The organism is Vibrio sp. 704 (genome assembly GCF_033339295.1).
Genome location: NZ_JAWOUH010000001.1, coordinates 97,897 through 122,272 on the forward strand (window position 1 = coordinate 97,897; position 24,376 = coordinate 122,272).

At 44.9% G+C, this 24,376-nt stretch carries 22 protein-coding genes and 1 riboswitch; of the genes, 5 read left to right on the forward strand and 17 right to left on the reverse strand.

The genetic code is table 11. From position 1 onward, the window contains the following. Positions 1–38: 38 nt before the first annotated feature. The 13 genes from R7R24_RS00450 to R7R24_RS00510 form a co-directional block, all read right to left on the reverse strand. Positions 39–482 (reverse strand): DUF3429 domain-containing protein, encoded by a 444-nt coding sequence (locus R7R24_RS00450; protein WP_042522685.1) that lies wholly within the window; start codon positions 480–482, stop codon positions 39–41. Between the two features lie 10 nt (positions 483–492). Then, positions 493–1,038 carry a glutathione peroxidase gene (locus R7R24_RS00455; RefSeq protein ID WP_005373657.1) on the reverse strand — a complete coding sequence of 182 codons (546 nt, stop codon included), beginning with the start codon at positions 1,036–1,038 and terminating at the stop codon, positions 493–495. Between the two features lie 104 nt (positions 1,039–1,142). Continuing rightward, complete coding sequence (gene ribB / locus R7R24_RS00460; protein ID WP_005373655.1) at positions 1,143–1,799, reverse strand: 3,4-dihydroxy-2-butanone-4-phosphate synthase; 657 nt, start codon at positions 1,797–1,799, stop codon at positions 1,143–1,145. Between the two features lie 113 nt (positions 1,800–1,912). Next, a riboswitch (FMN riboswitch) is annotated at positions 1,913–2,053 on the reverse strand. Positions 2,054–2,157: 104 nt separating this feature from the next. Beyond that, positions 2,158–2,775 (reverse strand): hypothetical protein, encoded by a 618-nt coding sequence (locus R7R24_RS00465; RefSeq protein ID WP_005373653.1) that lies wholly within the window; start codon positions 2,773–2,775, stop codon positions 2,158–2,160. Positions 2,776–2,892: 117 nt separating this feature from the next. Further along, positions 2,893–4,746 carry an MFS transporter gene (locus R7R24_RS00470; protein ID WP_206946584.1) on the reverse strand — a complete coding sequence of 618 codons (1,854 nt, stop codon included), beginning with the start codon at positions 4,744–4,746 and terminating at the stop codon, positions 2,893–2,895. Between the two features lie 146 nt (positions 4,747–4,892). Further along, positions 4,893–5,651, reverse strand: coding sequence for a helix-turn-helix domain-containing protein (locus tag R7R24_RS00475; RefSeq protein WP_054577751.1), 759 nt, complete (start codon positions 5,649–5,651; stop codon positions 4,893–4,895). Then, a complete protein-coding gene (locus R7R24_RS00480; RefSeq protein WP_054577752.1) occupies positions 5,652–6,290 on the reverse strand; it encodes an HD domain-containing protein in 639 nt (212 codons plus the stop codon). Between the two features lie 248 nt (positions 6,291–6,538). Beyond that, positions 6,539–7,816, reverse strand: coding sequence for a cytosine deaminase (locus R7R24_RS00485; protein ID WP_054577753.1), 1,278 nt, complete (start codon positions 7,814–7,816; stop codon positions 6,539–6,541). 9 nt (positions 7,817–7,825) lie between these two features. Then, positions 7,826–9,064, reverse strand: a complete 1,239-nt coding sequence (codB, locus tag R7R24_RS00490) for a cytosine permease (protein WP_017819866.1) — start codon at positions 9,062–9,064, stop codon at positions 7,826–7,828. Between the two features lie 804 nt (positions 9,065–9,868). Then, positions 9,869–11,215, reverse strand: coding sequence for a magnesium transporter (locus R7R24_RS00495; RefSeq protein ID WP_005373641.1), 1,347 nt, complete (start codon positions 11,213–11,215; stop codon positions 9,869–9,871). A 112-nt stretch (positions 11,216–11,327) separates the two neighbouring features. After that, complete coding sequence (locus R7R24_RS00500; protein ID WP_054577754.1) at positions 11,328–12,650, reverse strand: ABC1 kinase family protein; 1,323 nt, start codon at positions 12,648–12,650, stop codon at positions 11,328–11,330. A gap of 101 nt (positions 12,651–12,751) precedes the next feature. Next, on the reverse strand, positions 12,752–13,975 hold the full coding sequence (locus tag R7R24_RS00505; protein ID WP_054577755.1) for an HlyD family secretion protein: 1,224 nt from the start codon (positions 13,973–13,975) through the stop codon (positions 12,752–12,754). Further along, positions 13,975–14,301 (reverse strand): MFS transporter, encoded by a 327-nt coding sequence (locus R7R24_RS00510; RefSeq protein WP_054577756.1) that lies wholly within the window; start codon positions 14,299–14,301, stop codon positions 13,975–13,977. The genes R7R24_RS00505 and R7R24_RS00510 overlap by 1 nt, the downstream gene beginning before the upstream one ends. A gap of 107 nt (positions 14,302–14,408) precedes the next feature. Here R7R24_RS00510 and R7R24_RS00515 point away from each other — a divergent pair, with 107 nt between their 5' ends. Further along, positions 14,409–15,410 (forward strand): AraC family transcriptional regulator, encoded by a 1,002-nt coding sequence (locus R7R24_RS00515; protein ID WP_054577757.1) that lies wholly within the window; start codon positions 14,409–14,411, stop codon positions 15,408–15,410. An 86-nt stretch (positions 15,411–15,496) separates the two neighbouring features. Here R7R24_RS00515 and R7R24_RS00520 read toward each other — a convergent pair whose 3' ends face one another. Then, the gene (locus R7R24_RS00520) at positions 15,497–16,186 is read right to left on the reverse strand and encodes a hypothetical protein (RefSeq protein ID WP_080276951.1); all 690 of its coding nucleotides are present in this window, start codon (positions 16,184–16,186) and stop codon (positions 15,497–15,499) included. Positions 16,187–16,198: 12 nt separating this feature from the next. Further along, positions 16,199–17,740 (reverse strand): hypothetical protein, encoded by a 1,542-nt coding sequence (locus R7R24_RS00525; protein WP_031777160.1) that lies wholly within the window; start codon positions 17,738–17,740, stop codon positions 16,199–16,201. A gap of 366 nt (positions 17,741–18,106) precedes the next feature. Here R7R24_RS00525 and R7R24_RS00530 point away from each other — a divergent pair, with 366 nt between their 5' ends. Then, positions 18,107–18,799 (forward strand): response regulator transcription factor, encoded by a 693-nt coding sequence (locus R7R24_RS00530; RefSeq protein WP_054577758.1) that lies wholly within the window; start codon positions 18,107–18,109, stop codon positions 18,797–18,799. Positions 18,800–18,802: 3 nt separating this feature from the next. Further along, on the forward strand, positions 18,803–20,125 hold the full coding sequence (locus tag R7R24_RS00535; protein WP_054577759.1) for an ATP-binding protein: 1,323 nt from the start codon (positions 18,803–18,805) through the stop codon (positions 20,123–20,125). Here R7R24_RS00535 and R7R24_RS00540 read toward each other — a convergent pair. Then, positions 20,106–20,762, reverse strand: a complete 657-nt coding sequence (locus tag R7R24_RS00540) for a pyridoxamine 5'-phosphate oxidase family protein (protein WP_005385609.1) — start codon at positions 20,760–20,762, stop codon at positions 20,106–20,108. The genes R7R24_RS00535 and R7R24_RS00540 overlap by 20 nt on opposite strands. 100 nt (positions 20,763–20,862) lie before the next feature. On the opposite strand from R7R24_RS00540, the gene R7R24_RS00545 reads away from it, so the two are divergent. Continuing rightward, positions 20,863–22,308 carry a PLP-dependent aminotransferase family protein gene (locus R7R24_RS00545; protein ID WP_054577760.1) on the forward strand — a complete coding sequence of 482 codons (1,446 nt, stop codon included), beginning with the start codon at positions 20,863–20,865 and terminating at the stop codon, positions 22,306–22,308. Here the strand turns inward: R7R24_RS00545 and yjeH are convergent, their stop codons facing one another. Then, complete coding sequence (yjeH, locus tag R7R24_RS00550) at positions 22,309–23,571, reverse strand: L-methionine/branched-chain amino acid transporter (protein ID WP_005373616.1); 1,263 nt, start codon at positions 23,569–23,571, stop codon at positions 22,309–22,311. A gap of 327 nt (positions 23,572–23,898) precedes the next feature. On the opposite strand from yjeH, the gene R7R24_RS00555 reads away from it, so the two are divergent. Next, positions 23,899–24,354 (forward strand): Lrp/AsnC family transcriptional regulator, encoded by a 456-nt coding sequence (locus R7R24_RS00555; RefSeq protein ID WP_005373615.1) that lies wholly within the window; start codon positions 23,899–23,901, stop codon positions 24,352–24,354. The last annotated feature ends 22 nt before the right edge of the window (positions 24,355–24,376 follow it).

Sequence of the window (24,376 nt, forward strand, 5' to 3'; positions counted from 1 at the left end):
AGACGTTTTTTTGTGATCTTAGTACTGGACAGACCAGGTTATGAAACTAAAGCCAATCCGTGCATTACGATTACGCCGAAGGTCAGTTTGCTCCTCATTCCTTGATATCCCTTGGGCTCGGCGTCTTGTTCGACTTTCCTCACGAGCTTTTCTGCATACCAAACAGCAAGGTACCCAATTGCTAAGAGTAGGGTTGCGACTGCGTAATGTTTGTGGCCCTGCAGTAATGCGCCCCAAGCCAGTAAGACAAAAAGGTTGCTGAGAATTAATATATTTCGGCTAAGGCGATGGTAGTAATGCTCAATGCCATTACCCCAAAGGATGCCGGATAAAAAACTTAATATAACGGCGCTATATGCGATGAAAAATTGCTGACCACTTAAATTGAAGAATGAGATGTCAGTGAAAATCAGCCCTAAACTAAACACAAATGGAACCAGGCCTAAGTAACCGAGTTGTAGCATGGTTGAGCGTGTTGTCATGGTCGTCACCTTATAATTGTTGCTCTATCATATTGGTAAGCGTAGTACTTGTCGGTGATGTGGAGCTTGGAAAAGTAGCAATAACTTTACCTTCAGAGCTAATTAGAAACTTGTAGAAGTTCCATTTTGGTTTTATGCCTGCTTGGTTAGTAATCTGGTTGAAGACTGGGTTCGCATCTACACCTAATACTGAAGAGCGAGCCATCATTGGAAAGGTGACCCCGTAATCGAGATAACAGACTTTCGCTGTGTTTGTTTCGCTTCCTCTATCTTGTCGAAAGTCATTGCTCGGGAAACCGATAACGGTGAAGTTTTGGTCTTTGTAAGTTTGATAGAGGGTTTCTAACTGTTCAAACTGAGGAGTGAAGCCGCACTGGCTTGCTGTATTGACGATTAGTAGTGTCTTTCCCTTAAAGCTTTCGCATAGATCGACTTCTTCCGTTGAGTTTAACAACCTTTGCTTACCTTGAAGAATATCAGGGCACTCAGATGCAAGAGCAAGCGAATTCATGGAGAGAAAGCTAACGAGAGCGGCGAAGTTCAGTAATCCTTTCATGGTGTTGTTCCCCTTGTTTTCAATAAGTATAACTACTTAAGTGCAAAGAGGATCGATCAAAAAAGCCGCACAAATGCGCGGCTTTTTCAAGAGCTGAGATCTGACTATGCCAGTTTCAACTCGAACTGGTTCAGGTACATTACCATGTCTTCAATCGTCAGTACCGGCATGTTGTGCAGGCGACCGAATGCTACGATCTCCGGTGCCTTTGCCATCGTGCCATCTGGATTGGTCACTTCACACAGTACGCCAGCGGGTTGAAGCCCTGCCATTTGCATCAGATCAATCGTACCTTCTGTGTGACCACGGCGAGTCATTACACCACCTGGACGTGCGCGCAGAGGGAATACGTGACCCGGGCGAGCAAGATCTTCCGGTTTTGCGTGCGGGTTTGCCGCCGTTTTAATGGTCGTTACGCGGTCTGCTGCTGAAACACCCGTTGTTACACCAACTTTCGCTTCAATAGAAACCGTAAATGCGGTTTGGTTTGCGCTGTTGTTGTTTACCACCATTGGAGGCAGTTCCAGTTTGTCTGCTTGAGCATCTGTTAAGCACAAACAAACGATGCCGCTACATTCGCGGATCATCAATGCCATTTGCTCGTTAGTGAGGTGCTCGACTGAATAAATGATATCGCCTTCGTTTTCGCGATCTTCATCATCAAGAAGCAGTACGCCACGGCCTTCTTTTAAAGCGATAAGTGCGTTTTCAACGCGAGTAATTGGGTCGCCGAATTCGGCAAGTAGTGATGACTGATTCATGGTTAACTCCTAAATTTCACCAGAATCAGGGCGGTATGAGAGATCGCCGTAAAATACGATCAAAAAGAAGTGCACCAGCATTCTTAGCGATCTGACTCGCTATGCTGGTGTATTCTTATTCTCTTTCATCCGGACTATAACCGTCGGCTCTGGCATCTCACCAGATCTGCTGACCTCGACGAATCGAGCGCTCGCGGGCTCACTTGAAAAAGTATACCGCCGGTGGGGAATTTCGCCCCGCCCTGAGAACAATTAAAAATGTACCACTTCATCCAAGTTGTGAAGAAGTGGAGCTAGGATAGTACTGCGAACTGAATAGCTTGGAAAGTCGATTCCATCTGTATGATGGAAAAGTGTGCTATCGACGGAAATAATCTGTGCGAATAAAGTGATCAATCTGCTGCGGCACGAAGGTGTTGTAAATCAGGCTCGTATGCGTTTGCTTCACTTCGATATGATCTTGCATACCGTCCAGTCTTGTCTCTTCTACGGTAACGGTACCGTCCGACATGGTGTTGTCATTACGGATCAACAATGGGCGAGCGCCAATCGGCATCGTTCCTGCGATACTGCCGAGTTTTTGAGGGAAATCCCAAGCGTCATCATGTTTGTTTAATCCGTGGTGTGGCGAATTGCCTAAAATTGCACCCAATCCGAGATCTTGAATTCGACCTACAATGGACGCGCCTTTCAGAGGCGAACCGATAGCGACAACATGAGAGATTAAGTTAGTGCTCGGTTTTCTGTTGGCGAGATAGCGCTTAATCATCAAGCCTCCCAAGCTGTGTCCCACGAGCACGTTTGTGGTCAGTGGATTAAGCGAATGATCAATAGAATCAAACAGTGAAGACTCATCGATAGCAACAGTGTTATAGCTGAGTACTTGCGTTTCGTATCCGAGTTTTCTCAGCTTTTGGCTAAGAGGCTGCATGACCAGCCCATGCATATAAAGACCATGTAAGATGATGATTTTCATAATACCTCCTAGATTTATGACGTCGTAGATATCCTACTCTAATTGACAAGAAACTACTTGTGCTTTGTGGTGCATATTTACGTTTTGCTGCAAAGTTTGACTGCTGTAGCAAGCGACTCAGCCCAGTAAATCCTGTACTTGTTGTTGCAATTGATGACGATTTAAAGACGCAGGACTTAACACTTCACCGATAACAACATCCACTTTTGACCAAAAACGAGTCGGTCGTTTTGTGAGAGCATGTCCGCCTTTGTGGCTGAAAAAAGAACCCCAAAGCCCTTTTAACGCCATAGGGATGACAGGAACAGGGTTACGTTCAAGGATTTTTTCTACACCAGGGCGAAACTCACCCAATTGACCGTTAGACGTTAAACGACCCTCAGGGAAGATACAGACAACCTCACCGTCGTTAAGTGCTTGTTCAATCTGTTCAAATGCTCGTCGGTAAGTGTCGGCACACTTACGTGGAGAACAGATCGGGATAACACCGGCATGACGGAATACATATTTAAGAACAGGTAGCTCGCTGATGGACTTGTCCATCACAAAACGAACCGGGCGAGTAGAGGTTCCCATCAAAATCAATGCATCGACATAGCTAACATGGTTAGCCACGATTAACGCAGCACCTTGTTCAAGAATATGTTGGCGCCCCTTTACGGACACACGATACATACAATGGCTGAGTAAATAACTGATAAAGCGTTGTGTAAATTCCGGTACTTGGCGATAGACATAGATCGCCACGAAAAAGTTACCTATTGCCATCATGGCAAACAGTTCCACAATAGAAAGCTCTAGTACGCTGAGTACAACGATCGAAACCAAAGCAGACACCACCATAAACAACGCATTCATGATGTTGTTAGCAGCAATGGCACGTGCACACTCCCCTTTGTTTGAACGCGATTGGATGAACGCATAAAGAGGAACAATAAAGACACCGCCGCTTACACCAACAAGGAACAGGTCAATCATGACGCGTAGATGTTTTGATTCAGCAACGAAGTTTTGCACATCATAAAAGTGCACCGGAAGTGATAGATAACTTGGGACTGCCCATAGCAAGTCGACGCCAAACACTGTCAGTCCAAGGATACCGAATGGCAAAATACCAAGCTCAACGTGGTTGAAAGAAAGTTTTTCACACAACCAAGAGCCTGTAGCGATACCAATGGAAAACAATGCCAACAGCAAAGAAACGACAGTGCTATCTGCGAACAAATGTTCGCGTGCGAAGTTAGGGAATTGAGTTAGGTAAGTCGCACCCATGAACCAGAACCAACTGATGGCAAGAATAGACATCCAGATGCCTCTCTGTTTTTTTGCCACTTTTAACGTGTTCTTTAAACCAGAAATCGGTTCAAATTTCGCTTTGTCATTCGATTGGCTAGGCATCGTTGGAATATTCACGCTGCTCATGAACCCAAGCAAAGACAAGGCAATCACGGTACAAGAAGCAATCAAGGTACCATTAGGAATGGCTAGCAGCAGGCCTGCGCTAAGCGTACCTATAAGAATCGAAAGAAACGTGCCCATTTCAACCCAAGCATTTCCTCTAACAAGCTCATTTGGTTTGAGCGCTTGTGGTAACAAGGCGTATTTCACGGGACCAAAATAGGCCGATTGAGTGCCTGTCATAAACAGCAGAACCTGCATCAGCATGGCACTTTGGGTGGCAATAGCGGTTGCTGCGCAAGACATGATAGCCAGCTCGATGAGCTTTAGACGTCGGATTAATTTGGCTTTGTCCATGCTGTCAGCGACGGCACCAGCATGCGCTGAGAATAGAAAGAAAGGTAGGATGAATAAGCCTGCCGCCAAATTAACGAATAGATTGACGGATATTGGTAGGTTATCAATTTGGCTGTATGTCACCATCAATAACAGAACGTTTTTGTAGATGTTGTCATTGAGTGCGCCAAGGCATTGCGTCACAAAGTAAGGAAAAAAGCGTTTTGAGAAAAACATACGGGCCCCGATTAAACAAAGTCGAATGAGATGGGAGCACTTTATGCTCAATGAACGATTAAACCAGCTTTCTCTTTCAAGTGACGTTGTATGCCACCAAAAGTAACGAAATTCGTTACTTTCATTTCCATTCGTTTATTGAGTTACTAATTCCGAGACTTCTGAGCAGGTTTTCTTTCCCATGGTTCAAACAAAGGGAACGTCCAACGACGCATCGCAATAATCAGAGAGGTGCCGTGCTTTTCGTCCATATCGAGAGAGCTATCATTTTGGCAAGCCTGATAAAACTCATCGATGACCTTTTGCAGTTTCTGTTGCAGCTTCTTGTTGGTTGGTACGCTCATCAATCCTGTTGCCATGGACAACTGTTCATCTTCACCCGAAAAGTAGCTTTGGAAAAAGGCGTCTTGAACTTGCTGTTGGAAGAACCGTTGAATAGGGCCGCCCATCTGCCACTTAAATGTCGGAGATATACGCAAACGAATTTTGTTATTTGGCTGCAAGTCGATGATGTTCAGCCGATCCAAATGAGCAAGCTTTTGCACCAGTTCCAACTCATTGAAGGTGTATTGCTGAACGATTTGTTCAAACTGATAGCCATTTACAACACAGATCGCCACGAGTAGCAGGGCTTTATCGTCTACCAACTGCTTTTCTTGCTCTAATGTTAGCGACTCTAGACCTTTATTGTGCGCAGCCGCGAGCTTAAACAGTTCCGCCATTTCTAAACCAATCAATTGGCAAATTCGTTCTAAGCGTTCAAGACTAATGTGTTGACCTTCAGCGAGTAAACGTTTGACGCTTCCTTCACTTAAATCAAGGTGTTGTGCAACATCGGCATAATGCAGCCCAGCTAACTTTAGTTGGCGTTTAAGCTCTTTAATTAACGTATAGCTCTCTGACATTTACGCTGTTACCTCGTCGTGTAACTGCTCTAGGTACGTTTGCATAAAGGTTTTGCGTTTTTGCGCTTCGCGTCTTGCTGACTCTGTGTTCATGGTTTCAGCGATTTTGAATAACTTGGTTTGAAAGTGATCCAGAGTGAATTGTTTATCGTTAAGTTCACGCTCTTCGGCAAATATATCGCTGTCGTTGTATAGTTGCGCGTTAAATTGAGTGCTGACTTGAATGCATCGCGTCACGCCAATTGCGCCTAAAGCGTCCAGACGGTCGGCATCTTGGACGATTTTGGCTTCCAACGTATTTGGCCTGATGTTTGCGCTAAAGCTGTGTGCCTCTATCGCATGAGCAATGGCATCATGATATTGCTGCGGATAATCGATACTCTCTAAAAATGCGACCGCTTTTTGGGCTGCGATGATTGAGCTCTCTTTGCGATTTGGGTGATCTTTCGGATAAGTAAAGCAATCATGCAAATAGGCAGCCGGTAATACAATCGCGATGTCTGCATTTTCTTCTTTGCAGAGCTGTTTCGCTGTTTTGACCACGCGTTTTACGTGTTTAAGATCATGAGCTGCATCCACTTGCATCTCTTGCTGCATAAATTCCAAAAATTGCGGTTCTATCTGGCTTAATGACGTCATGGTTCATATCTACAACTAAAATGAAGTCAGAAGTATGCCCAACGCTTAGAATAATTTCCAAGTGCGATGGTGTAATTGAGATTCAGCCACCAGAACCTTGTGCAACGTTTGGTACTGAGCCGTTTTATATGGCCTTTCAATGTGTTCAGCGGTTTATGAGACAAGAATAGACAGAGCGAGCAGTGATGTTTACCAGTAGAAAAAAGGCCTGACGATGTCGTCAGGCCTTTTTCTTTTCGCCGATCTTTTTAGCGTTTGAACGTTACTTGCTCTGCTTGTTCAAGATGAATATGAGTTGTCGCAGGCTGTGTTTCTGCAATCACTTTACCGTGACGAACAGAGTAGCGAACCGGCACTTGGCGACGTACTGCGTCAAAACCATTTTCTGCGGGAAGAATCAGTAAACTACCTGGTTTGCCTTCTTCAATGCCGTGCTTATCTTGAATGTTCAGTGTACGTGCTGAATTGTTGCTGATCAGATCCAGTGAGTTGTTGATTTGGTCGTAACCCATCACCTGACACACGTGCAGACCCATATGCAGCACTTGCAGCATGTTTGCAGTGCCTAGTGGGTACCAAGGGTCAAATACATCATCGTGTCCAAAGCAGACGTTGATGTTGGCATTCAGCATCTCTTTCACTCGTGTTACGCCGCGACGTTTTGGATAATCATCAAAACGGCCTTGTAGGTGAATGTTCACCAATGGATTTGCCACGAAGTTGATACCGGACATGCGTAATAAACGGAACAGGCAAGATGCGTATGCACCGTTGTAGGAACCCATCGCTGTGGTGTGACTGGCCGTGACTTTATTCCCCATATCAAACTTGTGCGCTAATGCTGCCAGTGTTTCAACGAAGCGAGATTGTTCGTCATCGATTTCATCACAATGCACGTCGATCAGACGGTCGTATTTTTGCGCTAATTCGAACACGTAGTGCAGCGATTCAATGCCATATTCGCGTGTGAATTCAAAGTGTGGAATCGCGCCAATCACGTCCGCACCTAATTTGACGGCTTCTTCTAGCAGCTCTTTGCCATTTGGGTAAGAGAGAATTCCTTCCTGCGGGAAGGCGACGATTTGGATATCTACCCACTCTTTCATCTCTTCACGCACTTCTACCATCGCTTTTAGGGCAATTAGGGTAGGGTCTGAAACATCGACGTGGGTACGAACGTGTTGTACGCCGTTTGCTATCTGCCATTTTAAGGTTTGTTTTGCGCGCGCTTTCACGTCTTCAATCGACAGCATTTCTTTGCGCTCAGCCCAACGTTCAATACCCTCAAACAATGTGCCAGAGATGTTCCAGCTAGGCTCGCCTGCGGTTTGAGTTGTATCTAAGTGAATGTGTGGCTCGCAGAAAGGCGCAACCGCCATACCGCCTTCAGCATCGATGATGTCACCGTTATGACTAAGCTCCACATCGTTGCTTTCAATGCGCTTGAATTGACCATCTTCAATCAAAATTTGCTGCAGACCTTCTTGTCCTTTTAGCGTTACGTTTTTGATCAGTAGTGTTGTCATGATGGTTCCTTACGCTGGCTGTGTAGCCAGTGCTTTTTTGTTAAGAATAGGATTAAGAATCAGGAAGCTAATTGCGCCGCCAAGTACAGCGTTAATCGGCACTACGCCAGGCAGGAAGTGTCCCGCACCAACGCCAATCACGACAGCGATAATGCCAGCCCAGTTAACGTTTTGGAATTGGGCGGCTTCAAAGTTTGCGTAGCGTTTACGGTTCGTGAAGAAGTCAGCGATGATCACGCCGCCAATCGGTGGAATTGCCAACGATAAGAAGGTCAGCCAGCCAACAAAGTTATTGTAGAGCCAGAGAGCGCAAAGTGTGCCAACAAGACCGTTCGCCATTGAGATGTATTTACTTGGTAAGCCTGTGATGTTGGAAAATCCAAGACCCGATGCGTAGAGCGCGTTGTCGTTGGTCGTCCAGATGTTCAAGCCAAGAACGATGATAGCTGGAATAAGAAGACCTTGCGCGATCATCACTTCAGAGATGTCTGATTGACCCGTCACCGACGCACCTGCCGCGCCAAAGATAAACATTAACGAGTTACCGATGAAAAATGCCACCATGGTGATCATCACGGCGCTGCGCGGCTTTTTGCCAAAGCGTACGAAATCCGCCGTTAACGTACCTGCACTAACAAAAGAGCCGACAACCATCGCGAGTGCTATTGAAAAATCGAGTGGCTCGCTTGGTTGAACTTGTTGTAGTTCGCCAATACCGCCAACGCTCTTTACTGCCTCGATGACAGAGTAGCCGCCAAGTAGTGCAATCGCGGGAACGGCGATTGCTGACAGCACCATCAGTGCTGAGATTCCAAAGTAAACGGTCGCGGTCATGAGCAAACCGGAGACAAGGATCAAAGTATTGGTATCGATGCCCGTTGCTTTATGCACCGGAATCGCAAACATCGCGACACCAACTCCAAACCACCCAACTTGAGTTCCGCCAAGAAGAGCAGAAGGAAGCCAAGAGCCTTTAGAGCCAAAAGAGAAACGAGCAAGAAGGTGGGTAGAGAGACCAGTAGAAGCGCCGATGTAACCGAGGAAAGAAGTGTAAATACCGAGGATTAGGTTACCGATGAGAACAGCGAGGAAAAAATCATTAAAGGAGAGCCCAGTACCGAGAGAACCCCCAGTCCACATACTTGCGGAGAAAAAAGTGAGTCCTAACATCACCATTGTAAGTGATGCCACGCCTTTTCTGGCCGTGTTGGGAACTGGTCCAAGACTGTAATTATTGTCTCCAGCCATTATTGCCTCCGCACATTGAAACATTAAATTATAGCACCTGATTTCAGGCAAACGGCGCGTATTATCGTGATGTAAATTTAATAGTCAATGATGAAATTGCAATTTAAACGTTTGCTTGGTTTTTGTTGTGTATTTTTTCTTTTAATAACAATAGTTTGATTTCTAAATTATAAAAGTTAAAAGTTTGGTTTTACGTGTTTTCTATGATTTATAGACAGATTTTCTATGTGAAGTTAATGTTTTGAATTGCTATTTGTTTTTATGGATTGAATTTATCTATAACTCTGAATTGTTCAGTCGATTTCTATGAAAAGAAAACGTTTTCATGATGAGGTTTTTGATTTGGACGTTATTTGTTCTTTTCTTGGGTATATTTTCTTGGTTTTATTTTATGTAGGTGATTTATTTTTGTTGAAGCTGGCATTTCTAATGGTTTAGTGGGCTAATATTTGAATTTTATAAACAGTAAACAATCTGTTGTGGGCAAGAAAAGTACAACCGAGCTCGGTCAGAGGATAAGAGGGCAATAGCCACATAAAAAAATAGCCAACCGCAAAGAGTGCGATTGGCTTATATACATGTGAACAAAATCAAGTTCACTAACAACGTCAGTTGGCTAGGTGACCCTCGGCTTAAGAAGGGTCGATTTATATGATGCAGTTACTGTGCCAACTTTAATACGCCCTAAAATACGTAGTTTCTGTGACATGCGTTGCTTAAAGTCTGAGTTTGTTTGCAATTTGCAATTGCGTTATGCAATTTGACTCTATTATGCTAATGATTGATTAATAAACAATGAACCTTTTAAAGCATGACTAAACTCGCCGTTCCTAAAAAGGCGAAAAAACCGACTACATCTGTCACTGTTGTTAGAATCACCGAGCCAGCCAAAGCGGGGTCCAATTTAAACTTATCCAGAATAATGGGAATCAGCACACCAAATAAAGCTGCGGTAATAATATTGACGATAATGGCCAGCGCGATGGTTCCCCCTAGAACCGGAGATTGAAACCACAATCCGGCGAGCCCGCCGATGATTAACGCCCAAGCAATGCCGTTCAGAGAGCCAATACCCAACTCATTTTTCAAAAGCTTGAAGCGGTTACCTGGGGTGATCTGATTAAGCGCCATCGCACGAATCATTAGAGTGAGCGTTTGGCTGCCAGCAATGCCCCCCATGGATGCAACAATTGGCATGAGCACCGCCAAAGCCACTACCTGAGCAATTACATCTTCAAACAGTCCGATAGTGACAGACGCCAAAATAGCAGTAAGCAAATTGATGCCTAACCAAACCCCGCGCTTTTGCGAGCTTTTTAATACTGGCGCAAACAAGTCATCGCCTTCATCCATACCTGTACCGGCCATCAAACGTGCTTCGTAGATTTCACGCTGTGTACTCAATGCAAACTGCCAATCGACTTCACCGATCAGTGTTTGGTCTGCATCAGTTACAGGGAGAGCGGGCAGTGTGCTGTGTTCTAATGCCTCTACCGCTTCAGGAAGCATCATTTTACTGTCTAGAACCGTCACAGCCTCAATAACGAGTGTTTTTAAGCGAGTATCGGGGTCACCACGTAAGATATCGAAGTAGTTGACCGTTCCACGATACTGTTTATTACGATTAATCAGATACACCTGTTGAGGCGTGTCGTAGCTATAGCGCTCCATTAACTGCTTAGCTGTCCCAATCGTAATGTTGAAGGGCAGGGTGATGATCTTACGTTCAGCCCAGTGGCCGAGTTCTTCATCAGCATACTCGTTTGCTTGATCGTAAAGTTCCAACTCATCTTTTTCTATCAACGAGAGCGCTTCGTTGATGATCGACTCTGGCAACGAATCGGCCCATTCGATGAGCGACAAGTTGTCGAGTTTAGCGAGAGTGAGCTTTAGCTCGACTTCAGATAACGCATTGATGATAGAGAAACGTACGTCCGCACGCATTTCCGTTAACACGTCGATATGTAGCTCTAGTGGTAAAGCTCGCCATAAGCGAACACGATCGTCGATTGGAAATGCTTCTAGAATCAGGGCAACCGCGCCGGGCTCGAGGCCCGCTTCAATAGATTCATTGAGCGTTGCGACTTGATCCGCTTCTTCGGCTTGGCCAATTTGCTGGATTAGAGTGGAGAGATCTTGAAACTTGCTCACCGAGTACCCCGATAGTTAATTCGTTTTATGGAAGTATGGCATGTTATTGAGATGCACAACTATGCATCTTAACCTTGCTCAAGGTACTTGAAAGTAACAGAAAAACAATAGGCTATTCGCTGTTGATGGTGAGATATGGCTGTACCAATTGGCGAATGTTCACTTTTGCGCCAATACGGGCTGCCAGCAAGTACATTCCGCCGATTTTTCTGTGTAAAAATAGGGCATCTGCTGGTGGAGTATGCCAGTATTCTTGCTCCATGCTTAGAATGGTGCCAGCCTCGCGAAGCTTTTGTGCTAAGCCGCTGGCTTTGAAATCATAGGGCTCATCGACCAACATAGGTTCACATGCCATTTTCACTAGATCGAGAATCGCTTGGCGTTGGTCTGGAAGGATGGTTTGGCTGAAGAAGCCTATTTGTTCAAGCGCATCATTCAAGCCTTGTTCGTCATTGTTAACGACAGATGCGAAAGCTTGGCGATAACCAGTGCTGAACCGCTCGCTGTACTCGCGAGTGGCCCCGAAATCTAGCAAGCCGATTTGACGAGTGTTTTCGATATATAAGTAGTTGGCGAAATTTGGGTCGGTTTGTACCATCTTAAATTCGAACAGCTCTCGAAACAGTAATTCGAGTAGGCTGTGCATGACAAAATCTCGCGTACTCTGATCATAATGTTCGATTTGCTCAATCGGACTGCCATCAATGAATTCCATCGCGAGAACGGAGTCTGAGCAACTTTCAGTATGAATCTTGGGCACCACAAAATGAGGGTGCTCCTTCAAAGCGTCATGATAACGAATGGCAAATTGTGCCTCTCGTGCGTAATCGGCCTCGTCATGTAGCTGCTTTTTCGCTTCTTCGAGCAATCCTTTGTAGTCGACAGACTCGGGAATCAACCCAACGACCTTGAGCAGTGTACCGACATTATCGACGTCGCTATCGATACTTTTCCGTATGCCCGGATATTGCACTTTGACGGCTAGGTTATCGCCCGCATCGCTGTAGGCTTGGTGCACTTGTCCTATTGATGCACTGGCGATTGGTTTGAAGTTAAATGACAGAAACTCAGCTTTCCAATTCGTTCCTAGCGAACTTTCCATTACTGCGTTGAGTTGTTTTGCAGGCATTGGGTCTGCGTTGGAACGAAGACGGGAAAGAATATCGGCGAGTTGAGGTTCTAAAACATCACCAGCATCCATTGATAGCATTTGTCCAAGCTTCATTGCAGCGCCACGTAGATGAGCAAGTTGGTCGGTTAAACGCGCGATGTTCTGTGGCGTCAGCAAGAGGTCTTTCGCTTTTGGTTTGTTGCCTTTGGCTATCTGCTTCGTGCCTTCTGCAATCACATTGCCTGCGACACGGGTAGCAAGTGAAGCGAACTTGCTGAATCTTGAGATGCGATGGGTAGGTAGGCTTCTTTCCTTTGCCGACATGAATCTTCTCCGCTATTTACTAACTAATTGTTATACGGGAAAAGGATATGTTTGGATACAAATGAAAAGAAAACCGCCAGCGTAACTGGCGGTTTGCGAGTTTAGATAGAGTAGAAGAAGTACAGTTGAGACTTCATTCGGATGATGATCCCGCGAATCACATCTAAGAAGGCCATAAAGCCTATCGGTTTTTCACCGCTGACCCATGCGAGGCCAACAGAGCCAACAGGGATGTCGTAGCCTTCTGGCTCATCAATCTTAAGACGAACAAAGTGGTGTTTGTTCTGTAAGTTCTTTCCAGTGGTGACACGTACGGAATCATCGAAACCCAGTAGATTACCTTGTGACTCACCTGTTGCTTCAACAATGCCTTCGACGGTCGCTGAGAAGATCTTACCTGGGTAAACGGACGAAGAGAATTCCGCTGGCTGACCCGGTTTGATGTTACGAATCGCCTGGTGGTTGACTCGCATCAGCACGTACTTCTCGTTAGTGTACATGTTGATACGCGGCATCATCGATACACGCTGACCTTCACGCAGGATAAAGTTGGTGACAAAGCCATCTGTTGGGGCATGAACTTTTGTGCTATTCAAATCCCATTGCGCTTTTGCAATTTGCTCTTCAGCTTGGCGCAGTTCGGCTTGTTTAGTTTCAACTGCAAGTTCCGCTTTATGAATCGCCAGTTTTGCACGGGAAATATCGACTTGTTTCTTCTTGATTTGAGACTCAAGGGTCAACACGTTGTGACGTGCCATATCAACCGCACTCGATTGTTTGTCGATATCGCTTTCCGTGATGGTGTTGTGCACTACTCGGTTTTGCTCAACATAACGATCTAGCATTTTTTTCTGCAATTTGTAGTCAACTTTCGCCGCTTCCAACTGGCTCTTTGATGTTTCTAGATCTTGCACTAGCGCTTCGTGGTTAGCTTCTTCAATCTCGATGTCGCCTTTTGCTGTAGCTAATGCAACGCGAGCAGAATCAGCGGATACGTTCGCTTGATTTAATGCGATTTTGTATTGCGTTGGGTCAAGTTCATAAATGAGCTGACCTTCTTTAACTTGCTGATTCGGCTCAATGTAAATGTGGTCAACTTTACCTTTTACATTGGTTGAATCTGGACGCAATTGGATGTGTGGTGACTGCACGACAGAACCGCCGGATAAATCCATCGGGGTGAAGTTAATCAAACCTACCCAGACGAACATTAGCCAACCCAAGCCGCCAAGATAAGCGAACGATTTGGTTGCTTTGTTCCAAGGCATGCCAACCAAACGCAACAGATAGATGAAGAGTGCCCATACCGCTAAACCTTCTAACATTATGCTTCCTCTTTTGGCTGTGTTTCTGTTTGCGGTTTACTTTTCCATGTATCACGCAGATTGATGATGGCTTTTTCCATATCAACAAATGCAAAGATCACGGCTAGCACCCAAACCCAGTGCCAGATAAACCCTATCCAGGTCAGCGCAGTGATGAGCCCTATCTGATGATGATCTTTGCTGTGTGCTTTATTGATAGGTAATTCATGGATTTTCCAAAAGCCGTAACACGCGCCCGCGACACTCGCGATTAAAACGACAGCAGCAACAACATGTAACGCTGTATCTGCGCCTGTACCGACAAATGGGACACTCAGTAAACTCATTAAACGCTCCTCTATCAAACTGTTGGCGTATTGTGATCTGAATTTGATTTGCGGCTTTCTTTGTGACAGATTCAATCACTACAGGATTAAATTTGATGTGATTGGTTATGAAAACGGTTCGGTTTATTCGCGCGATGGGCATTCTAAACATGCATAACCTCGCGTTATCTAAATACAATTTGGACTCGGATGAGTTAGGGATCCCAGCATCGGTGTTTCGTAACCCAATGACACTGATCCCGCTAAAAGCCGTTGCGGAATGGTACCGTTGTGTTGAACAAGCCAGTGGTGACCCGGATGTGGTGTTGAGTCTCAGCCGAGGTATTGAACTGCAAAAGCTAGGGCCAGTGGGACGCTGGTTATTCTCCGGCAATGATTTAGCCAGTACCATTCGGCGAGTGAATTATGGTGTGAGCAACCTACAATCAGGGGCGTTTTTTGCTGGCGAACAGTCGGGTAAAATCATCAAATGGACTTACCACAACCCGTTTATCGAAACGTCAGTAAAGGTGCACGATAGTATCCGCTGTGTGGTATTTATGATTAAGGTGTTACGCGAATTTCTTGGCAAAGATTACCAGCCTTTACGTGTCAAGGTTTCAGGCTCGAGAAAAAATACTGAGCGATACCGGGAATATTTCGGCTGCGAGGTGGAATGGAGTCAGCCAAAAACAGAGATATGGATCCCAGGAGATGACCGACTAGCTTCTCGCCAAGTGAGCCATCGAGAAGACAACCGTCTAGCGATGAGTTTTTCCGATTTGGATGATTTGCTTAATATGCCCGACCCAGAAGATGAGTTGAAAGTGATTTATGAAGTGGTGAATTACAGCAGCCATTATGGATTGCCAACGTTAGAGCGCGTTTCTTCTCTGCTTGATTTATCTGAACAGCAGTTTCAACGTCGTTTGCATAAATTAGGGCTCAATTTTTCGACGGTTTCTGGCTATGTATTGAGTAATATTGCAGCTGGTTTGTTGAGTAAGCGCGTGAGTATTGATGACATTGCCACGCGCCTTGGTTACACCAATGTGGCGAGCTTCAATCGTATGTTTAAGAAACATCGTGGATTAACGCCCAAGCAGTATACGGGAAGATTAGAGAAGTAGTGCTCCACTTATCTCTATGAGTACAAGCAATAAAAGCCCTCAAAAAAGTAGAGGGCTTTGTTTTTTTGTGTCGTTTTATGTGGTGGCTATTTCTTAGGACGCCAACTTAGTGCACTTGCAACAGCGCCGATGGCAATTACATCCTTTTTTTGTTCGCTAAGTTCAGGGAGCATCTGTACCGCAATGGTACCGTTCGTCTGCACTGCGGCAATTTCTTGTGTGCCCTCCTTAAAGCTATAACCCAATGGAATGTCTACCGCCATCATGGCGTCAGGACTAGTATGTACAGTTTCTACATTAAAGTGGGTGCTACCAATACGCACTACGCCTGTCTCTTTTTTCTCAAAGCTGATGTCGATGAGAGCCGATTTTGGCTCCATCGCAAACTCACCGACTTTTTTACCATCTTGAGTAATGTCACAGGTGTAAGGATCATTCCCACCAAAATCGACGCCCATGTAGTTAACCGACATACCGCCTCCGGTGCAGTTCAAAAGCCAAGTTTCCCCGCTGTCGATACGAGTCACTTCTGCGCCCATTGAACCTTCTTTGAAAGAGATACGGTTAAACCAACTTGAGTTAGAAGCACTGCGTGAATACTTGCCTTTGTACTTACCAGCAAAATCAAAATGGCCATCTGCACCGAATCCCCAAAAATCACCGTCGGTTTTGATCAGCATTTCTGGTTGTGCTTTTACGGCATCAGTACGATCCATGACGGCTAGGCCACCACAACCAACAAGGAGCAAGGGAGCGAATAGAATAAGTTTCTTCATGTTTTTCATTGTTTATAGCTTGGTTACATCTAGGGTTTGGTCGGTGAATTGGATGTTCTGAATGTCGTACAACTCGTCAGTGCCTGTACTCGGGCACTCAACAGAAACGCTCTTTGCTTTGATAACAGTACATTCCGCCAGTTTGTGTGGCACGATATAGGTGTTGATACCGCCTTCACCATAAATGCTGTTGTCTTTGCTGTTGCCTTCAAAAGTATTGTTTTGATCATTACCGATCACATTCATCGCGTCGCCGCCAATGATCTTCACTTTTGTTAGCCACTGAGATTTGTAGGTGTACGCTTCTATCAAACCGTCTTTGTTGGGAGCCATACGGAAGGTAGGTACTGTGCCTGGACTTGTCTTTTCTGTGTAGAGCTTGACGCCCGCAGAGTCGATATTCGCGGTATATTGCAAGTATCCGTGGAATAAGCCACTGATCCAATCAACGGCTTGTGGATCTTGGGTTTGCATTTCTTCACGCGTTAACGCTTGGTAGCCATCTAAACCATGTCCGTTTGCTTTTGCTACACCCATGTAAGCTTCAAAAGCGGCAGCAAAATATTCGTGAGAATATGAAGGGCCCGTTTGTTTCACACTTTCAGGATCGAAGTCGTCCGATTTCCAATCGTCCCAGTCATACTGAGTAGGGCGCCACACCGTCGGTTTGCCCGATTGAATATCGTTATAGATGCTTAACGCATGAGCTTGAATGTCATTTTGCAGTGCCGCAGTCGCCGTGTTAGGTGCAATACCTTGCGCTTGGACCAAGTGTAAAATTTCTTCAAAAGCGGCGTCTCGTTCGGCTTTTTTACCAAGATTGGCGCAGTAATCGGCAAAATTACTCATGTAATGGCAATCGCCTTCAACTGTCAGTTCTCGATACATTAAAGATTGGCTATTCCTTAGCCAGTTTGGTGTTTCTTTACTAGTTACTAATGTTGACGCGATAGATGTGACAAGTGTATCCATATCATCTTCGTTAAGTACCATCATGCTTACAACAAACTTTTCTAGAGAACTCGTATCAAAAGAGTGTGCTAAGCCCGAGCTTGTAACTGCATCGTTCAATTTGCCTTGGCGAATCAGTTCGTTGATAAAGATTTTGGTTAACATCTCATCATTCTGTTCGTCGTTTTCGGTCAGCATTAGTGTGGCATCACGCTCGGCTAATGTCTTAGCGATACGAGACTTGTCAGCACCGTACTTAGAGTCTGGTTGGTTTGTGAGAAGGTGTTGGATGATTTTGGCTGCACGAAAGATTTTTTCATTATTCGCACCGTCATCAACAGCCACAATGTGAAATGTATCGTTGTTGTTTGCTTCGGAAAGGGAGATTTTCACATAGTGGGTGAAGCCCGAATCAGCAGCCACTTTTAACTTGGCCGGAAACTCTGTAGAAACGACAGTTGGGATTGTGACAGTGCTCAATGTAGGCATTGGTGGTGTTGGAGGTGTCGTTGTCGATGGTTTCGAATTAGATTCACTGCCGCCACAAGCAGTTAGACTTATCGCGCAAAATATGGCTAAAGGTGTTAATTTGGAATATCTCATTTCATGTTACTCGTAGACTTTATTAGAGCAGGAAACTTAGAAGCAACATAAAGTCCTGTCTATATAAGCAAACTAAGTCATATATGTTGATATTGTTTTTTGGTAAGACCTATTATTCGATATATTTAAAAATATAGTGGATTTTTATTCCGAATTTTATTTTCTATGTGAAGCTATATTCTGATAATGAATAAAACCTCAGGTTATTGCATGGTTTTAGGGGTATAGAATGATTAGGATTATCGTATATGTATGGTTTGTAAGCGTATGTAAGCCTGCGTTTTATTAAAATTATCATTTAAGTAGGTTGCGCAGTATAGGACGAGCGATATACTCCCTCCATCATATTGGTGGAGTAAATGATTCATGGTGGGTAATACAATCTTACTGGTAGAAGACGACTCAGAGATTGCTCGATTAACCAAAATGTACCTCGAAGCCGAAGGATATACGGTAACTGTCATCGATAACGGTCAAAATGCATTAGAAACGATTAAGGGGCTCAAGCCGGACCTAGTGCTGTTAGATTTGATGTTACCAGGAAAAAATGGCGCAGAAATATGCCAAGAGGCGCGTAAGTTTTATCATGGTATTATCATTGTTTTGACTGCGACCGATGATGAAATGAGCGAGGTGAGCTTATTTAAGTTCGGTGCTGATGATTACCTTACCAAACCGATAAAAGGTAATATTTTGCTCGCCCGTATTGAAGCAGCGTTGCGTCGCTATTGTCGTCAAGTTGATATCGTTGAAGAAGAAAAGCTGAGCCGATATGGCATTAGTCTTTGTCTTCGTCGCTCCCAGGCATTTTATTTGCAAAAAGATATTGGTTTAACGAGTTCTGAGTTTGAAATTTTAGAGCTCCTGATGCTGAATATCGATAAGCCAGTATCTCGTGAATCATGTTGCCGTCTTGCCCGAGGCATTGAATACTGTATTACTGATCGTTCGATTGATATGCGTATATCCTCACTAAGGAAGAAATTCTCTAAGGCTCATATCCATACGGCTACCATTAAAACCATACGTCACCACGGCTACATGCTGACAGGTAAATGACGCATGTTCTCCCTGTTTACTCGTCTATATGTGGGGTTAGTAACTGGCCTTGCGCTGACTGTTGCTTTGTTTCTCTTTATGGGGGAAGAGTACATGCGCAAAACAGAAGTCGGTGTTTTTTTGAGTGACGGTGCTTATTTTGTCGATCAATACATTGAGCAACGAGGCACTCCGGATTCTCTCTACAAGAAGTTAACCGAAAACGGCAAGCAAGATTTCTTTATCTTTGATTTAACATTGGTTGAAAACTGGGACGGATCACCGCCTTGTCGAGATTGTAATCTGCTGTACCGTATGCAAGGGATACCTGTTTATCTTATTGATGGCAGTACCTATGCTGCTGTATTCCCTTTGCCTAACACTTCGAAGAGTTTAGTTTTCAAAGAAAAAACGGATTTCTTTAGCCCACACGTTGATTGGAATGAAGATTCTGAGATTGTATTTATACTTACTCTGCTTTTGGTTGTTGTATGCAGTTTAGGCATTATGGTTTACATACCTGTACGACGTCTTGACCGCCAAATTCGGCAACTAACGGCTGCGCAACAACAATTTGGTTCTGGTGAGTTGAATACGCGAGTCGATCTAAAGCAATTTTCGCACCCCGTGAAAGAGCTCGCCCAAGGCTTCAACTGCATGTCTGAAGAGATTGAGAGACGAGTGCGCCAAACACACATCTTTACTCAAGCTATTCCTCATGAAGTGCGCACTCCGCTGAGTCGTATTCAGCTAGCGACGGATTTAGCTCGACGAACGAGTGGTGAAATGCAGGCAGAGTTACATGACGATATTGAACGATACGTTGATGTAGTGACGGATTTAACATCCGACATCGTCATGCTGTCGCGCTTGAGTGTGAAAAACCACTCATGGATCGATTCTGTTGAAACCATGGAACTGCCACTTTGGTGTAAAAGCCGCTTGAATTACCTAGGCTTAGAGTCCGCCATGTTGAGAGCAGAAAATGAACTCGCGAACCAATTGATTCACTTTCAGCCTACTTTGGGTAACCTTGTCCTCGATAATTTACTGCAAAACGCCAAGCGTTATGGTGAGTCCTGCGTTGAGGTGACGATTCGAACGGTAGCGGATTGCTGGAGCATCGATATTGAGGACGATGGTCCGGGCATCCCTGAGGCGATGCGAGAAGAAGTATTTATGCCATTTTCGCGCTTAGACAAAAGCCGCAACGCCGACATGAAAGGCTTTGGTTTAGGGCTTGCCATCGCTACCAGTGCTGCGCGGCAACTGGGGTGGGAGCTTTCTGTCGGCGAGAGTCACTTAGGCGGCGCACGTTTTACGGTGCTTATTCCTGCCAACGGTTAGAGTAGGCACTGCGGTAGTCTGGCTCTGCGATACCTTCATACAAATCGTCACAAGCTTGCAGTGGACCTACGACGGTTCGGTAGGGTAGGACACCTGCCCAAACAGGGATGTCCATGTCTTCCGCATCGTCGTTGACGCCAAAATTGCTGATTTTCACTGATGCCTCCGTGAGCGGGATACGCAGTAGCATGGTGGCTTTGAGTTCTTTTTCATTACTCAAACGGACTTGTTCTGTTCTCCCCGGAGCGATCTGTTCAATAAAGTGATTCAGCAACCTGTCTTTCTCTTGGTTATCTTCCACCACCTCAAACTGGCCAAAGACCACAGCACTGCGATAATGCGCACTGTGGTGAAACGCACTTCGAGCCAATACCCAACCATCAAACAAAGTAAAGGTTAAGCACGTTTGCACTCCTTGTTTGAGTGAGCGTAACAGTCGACTGTTGTTGGCACCATGGATATACACGTAATCATCGACACGCCATGCCAGCATAGGGATGACCACAGGGCCTGACTCGTTGGTTATCGCAATATGAGCGATTAGGCTTTCATCTATGATGGCGTGCAGTTTGCTAACATCAGAGACGGCTTTATGTGCGCCTTTCTTAATTTCCGTTCTATTGGTGTTGGATAGCATTTTCTCTCCTTGTTTGCTCACGATTACGAGCGATTGATCCTCATTCTTTGATTGCAATGTAGCGTTTAACTGGTAGCTTAAAGAGAGCCACTTTTAACTAATGGATGGATCCAGTTTGTCTTTGATTGATATCGGTGACCTGCATTTAAAAGACAGTGATGGAACGCGTCAGCAAGCGTTGTTTTTTGCTATTCGCAAGAAAATTGTTCAAGGACTGTGGATGAAGAATGGGAAGCTGCCTTCTACGCGGAAGCTTTCACAAGAGCTTAATCTAAGTAGGAATACAGTGATTTCTGCCTACGAACAGTTAGTGGCGGAAGGGTACTTGAACAGCCAAAAAGGTTCTGGTTTTTATGTTGCCGTAGAACTGCCAGAGCAGTACTTGCCTGAACCTAGTTCAGTTCAGAGAGACTCATCACCGAAAGCTCACTTTGATATCAACCGCGCATTTGCACCGGGTGTGCCGGATTTGGACGCATTTCCGATGGCGCAATGGCAAAAGTTACTCACTCGCCATATGTCTCGTACTTGCTTGTTGGGGAATCAAGATATTCAGGGCAGTTGGACATTACGCTGTGCTTTAGCTGACTACCTCGCATCAAGCCGTTCAGTGAATTGTTCTCCAGAGCGCATTATTATTACCTCTGGGGCGCAGCAAGCGTTGTCAATTGCGACGATGGTAGTGCTCAAACAAGGTGATAAGGTTCTGATGGAGCAACCAGGTTATGCGCAAATGCGGAAGTTGATTCAGTTCCAAAACTATCAATTTGAGCCTTTGTTCGTAAGAGAGAAATTAGGTTTTGATGTGGAAGCGGTGACCTCAAGCGATGCCGATGCGCTGTATATTACACCAAGTAATCAATATCCGATGGGCACCACACTCAATACCGAGCAAAGAGGAAAGATCATCAACTGGGCGGTCGAACAATCAAGTTGGATCATCGAGGACGATTATGACAGCGAATTCCAGTTTGCTCATCGCCCCTATACCAGCTTACAGGGGCTAGCAGCTCAAATGGGTCGAGATGATCGTGTGTTGTATGTGGGTTCCTTCAGTAAAGTGATGTTTAACGGATTGCGGCTTGGCTACCTTGTAGTTCCTGAACGTTTAGTAGAGCAATGTTTAGTGGTTAAGGATGCGTTAAGTGGTGATTCGCCGACGCATACACAAGAAGCATTGGCAGACTTTATTACTGAAGGTGGGTTATTACGTCATATTCGAAAAATGCGTCGACTGTACAAAACTAAGCATGAACAGATGCATGTATCCATTCAACAGCATTTTGGCGACCGTGTTTGCGTCGTTAGCCAAGCGGCGGGGCTTCATGTTACGTTGAAATGGCAAGACGGTATGGATGAGCAGCGTTTTATAAAACTAGCAGAGCATGAAGGGATCATCTTGCGACCTTTGAGCTATTATGAACACCCAGATTTTCAAGCACGTCACTGGCATGGTGCCGTGCTTGGTTACGGCAATATCGCGTTAGAGAACATAGACGCTGGTATCCAACGTTTAGCTCACATATTTCGAAATGGGAAGCGATGACTATTCAACTACACGTGTTTGTCGCTTATGTCGCCACTGTTTCCAAGGCAGTAAAAGTAGAGTAAAAATGCCAAGTGCATAAAACATTGACCAGCCTAAACATATAAAAACACCGGTACAAAGCAGTAGGGACAGTCCCGCAAGTGTTTTACCAAATCCTCGAAGCAATTTAAAAGCGGCTAACATCGCTAACATGTAAACTAGAACGAATACACTGTTTGCGAGTTTTAGGAAAAACTCCAGATCGAGCTGTGATAGGGTTCCTATCACACAAGATATCAATAATATACCGCCAACTAATATGGTGGCTGAGAAAGGGACACCACGACGCGAAATCTTGGCTAGTGGACTAGAAGGACGATGTTCACGAGCTTGAGCCCAGACCATTCGCGCTAGGCTCTGTGTGTATAAGTTTACGCTCGCGAAACAAGCGGAGAAACCTATCAAGCTGATTATCCATTTGGCTCCATCGCCTAGTAGTTGGGCACTAAGCCAGGGGATGGATGCGTTATCAAATTGAGCGTTACCATACGCGCCAAATTTTAAAATAACGACAGAGCATGCCCAATAGGTAGCCCCTGCTACAAAACAACCGACCACAATGGCAATAGGGAAATCTCTTTGAGGGTTTTTGAACTCTTCCCCCATATGGGCAAAAGCCTCTATGCCAACAAAACACCAGAACATCACGCCTAACGCTGCGGTAATAGGCCAAATTGACTCTTGTGTGATGGCGGGCATCACAAGATCGGCGTTGTTAACGTCGCCTTTCCATAAAAATGCGCCAACAAGTGCGAAGACACTCAAAGCAATAAGAGTTTGTAAATGACCTGATGATTTTGTGCCCATCAAGTTGACGAACACAAGAAGTACTACCGTGAGAACTTGTGCAAACAGATTGTTGCTAATAGGCTCTGGCAATATTTGTTGTAGGAAGCCTGCGGCGAGTGCAATCGCGGCCGGAACCCCTACCGGAATGACACTAACAAATAGCCAAGCGACACTACTTTCCAGTTTGGCGTTAAAGGCTTTGCGTACAAAAAAGGCTGTTCCGCCCGCGTTGGGGTATCGTTTACCCAGTTGAGCAAAAGTCAGCGCAATAGGACAAATCGCGATGAACAATAAAATCCAAGCCCATAGTGAAAAATGGCCAGCTATACCTGCTGCGATAGCCGGGATCATAAACAGCCCCGTTCCCATTAATGTGGTGGATAACTGTGCGATACCTGATGTGAGTGAAATGTCTTTTTTGAGCTCTTCCATGCGAATTGATTCATCCAATGTTATGAGGCTTATTACGAAAAAGCTTGTGGCTTCTGGTTATTTCGTTTTATGTGTTTAAGCGATGCTATTTATGTGCTGAGTACTTAAGTTGGGAATTTGATTTCAATGTGTTATCTATTTTCTGTTGAAATGGATAACAGCACTCATCTCATGCCCACCAAATAGCATATCCAAAATGTTAATAACAAAATGATTTACTAAACCGTCAATATGACGGTTGTTTTAAATAATTCCAACAAAATGTTGGTTTCTTATGCAGTTAGAATCGGTATAGAATGAGAAAAATAAGGAAAGCTTGGTAACGGTATGGACAAGTTTGATCATAAGATTGTGGATCTGCTCAGGCACAACGCTCGGCTGTCGGTGACTGAAATTGCGGATAAAGTAAACCTTTCTCGTTCTGCGGTAACGGCCCGTATTCGTAAGCTAGAGCATGACAAAGTGATTCTAGGGTATCACGCTGAAATTGCGCCTTCGGGTGGGGATTCGATTTGCGCCTATTTTGCCTTAAAGTTCGATAAATCAACCTCTACGTATTATTGCGAATCATACGCGGACGAGTTATACAAAATTGATGGCGTAAAATGGTGTCATGCGATCAGCGGTGAGACGGACATGATGGTTTTTGTCGAAGTGCCTACGATGGCTCGCTTGAACGAAATCAGAGATCAAATTCAACGATATCCAGAGCTTCGAAACCTGATGACTCATACCGTCTTAGCTGAATTCTTTAACACGACTGGGAACCTGTTTGTGAAGTGACCATGAATGGATGCCATGTTGA

Coding starts and splice junctions, on each gene's coding strand:
- R7R24_RS00450 (WP_042522685.1), bottom strand. CDS start 482: ATGACAACACGCTCAACCATGCTACAACTCGGTTACTTAGGCCTGGTT.
- R7R24_RS00455 (WP_005373657.1), bottom strand. CDS start 1,038: ATGAAAGGATTACTGAACTTCGCCGCTCTCGTTAGCTTTCTCTCCATG.
- ribB (WP_005373655.1), bottom strand. CDS start 1,799: ATGAATCAGTCATCACTACTTGCCGAATTCGGCGACCCAATTACTCGC.
- R7R24_RS00465 (WP_005373653.1), bottom strand. CDS start 2,775: ATGAAAATCATCATCTTACATGGTCTTTATATGCATGGGCTGGTCATG.
- R7R24_RS00470 (WP_206946584.1), bottom strand. CDS start 4,746: ATGTTTTTCTCAAAACGCTTTTTTCCTTACTTTGTGACGCAATGCCTT.
- R7R24_RS00475 (WP_054577751.1), bottom strand. CDS start 5,651: ATGTCAGAGAGCTATACGTTAATTAAAGAGCTTAAACGCCAACTAAAG.
- R7R24_RS00480 (WP_054577752.1), bottom strand. CDS start 6,290: ATGACGTCATTAAGCCAGATAGAACCGCAATTTTTGGAATTTATGCAG.
- R7R24_RS00485 (WP_054577753.1), bottom strand. CDS start 7,816: ATGACAACACTACTGATCAAAAACGTAACGCTAAAAGGACAAGAAGGT.
- codB (WP_017819866.1), bottom strand. CDS start 9,064: ATGGCTGGAGACAATAATTACAGTCTTGGACCAGTTCCCAACACGGCC.
- R7R24_RS00500 (WP_054577754.1), bottom strand. CDS start 12,650: ATGTCGGCAAAGGAAAGAAGCCTACCTACCCATCGCATCTCAAGATTC.
- R7R24_RS00505 (WP_054577755.1), bottom strand. CDS start 13,975: ATGTTAGAAGGTTTAGCGGTATGGGCACTCTTCATCTATCTGTTGCGT.
- R7R24_RS00510 (WP_054577756.1), bottom strand. CDS start 14,301: ATGAGTTTACTGAGTGTCCCATTTGTCGGTACAGGCGCAGATACAGCG.
- R7R24_RS00515 (WP_054577757.1), top strand. CDS start 14,409: ATGAAAACGGTTCGGTTTATTCGCGCGATGGGCATTCTAAACATGCAT.
- R7R24_RS00520 (WP_080276951.1), bottom strand. CDS start 16,186: ATGAAGAAACTTATTCTATTCGCTCCCTTGCTCCTTGTTGGTTGTGGT.
- R7R24_RS00525 (WP_031777160.1), bottom strand. CDS start 17,740: ATGAGATATTCCAAATTAACACCTTTAGCCATATTTTGCGCGATAAGT.
- R7R24_RS00530 (WP_054577758.1), top strand. CDS start 18,107: ATGGTGGGTAATACAATCTTACTGGTAGAAGACGACTCAGAGATTGCT.
- R7R24_RS00535 (WP_054577759.1), top strand. CDS start 18,803: ATGTTCTCCCTGTTTACTCGTCTATATGTGGGGTTAGTAACTGGCCTT.
- R7R24_RS00540 (WP_005385609.1), bottom strand. CDS start 20,762: ATGCTATCCAACACCAATAGAACGGAAATTAAGAAAGGCGCACATAAA.
- R7R24_RS00545 (WP_054577760.1), top strand. CDS start 20,863: ATGGATGGATCCAGTTTGTCTTTGATTGATATCGGTGACCTGCATTTA.
- yjeH (WP_005373616.1), bottom strand. CDS start 23,571: ATGGAAGAGCTCAAAAAAGACATTTCACTCACATCAGGTATCGCACAG.
- R7R24_RS00555 (WP_005373615.1), top strand. CDS start 23,899: ATGGACAAGTTTGATCATAAGATTGTGGATCTGCTCAGGCACAACGCT.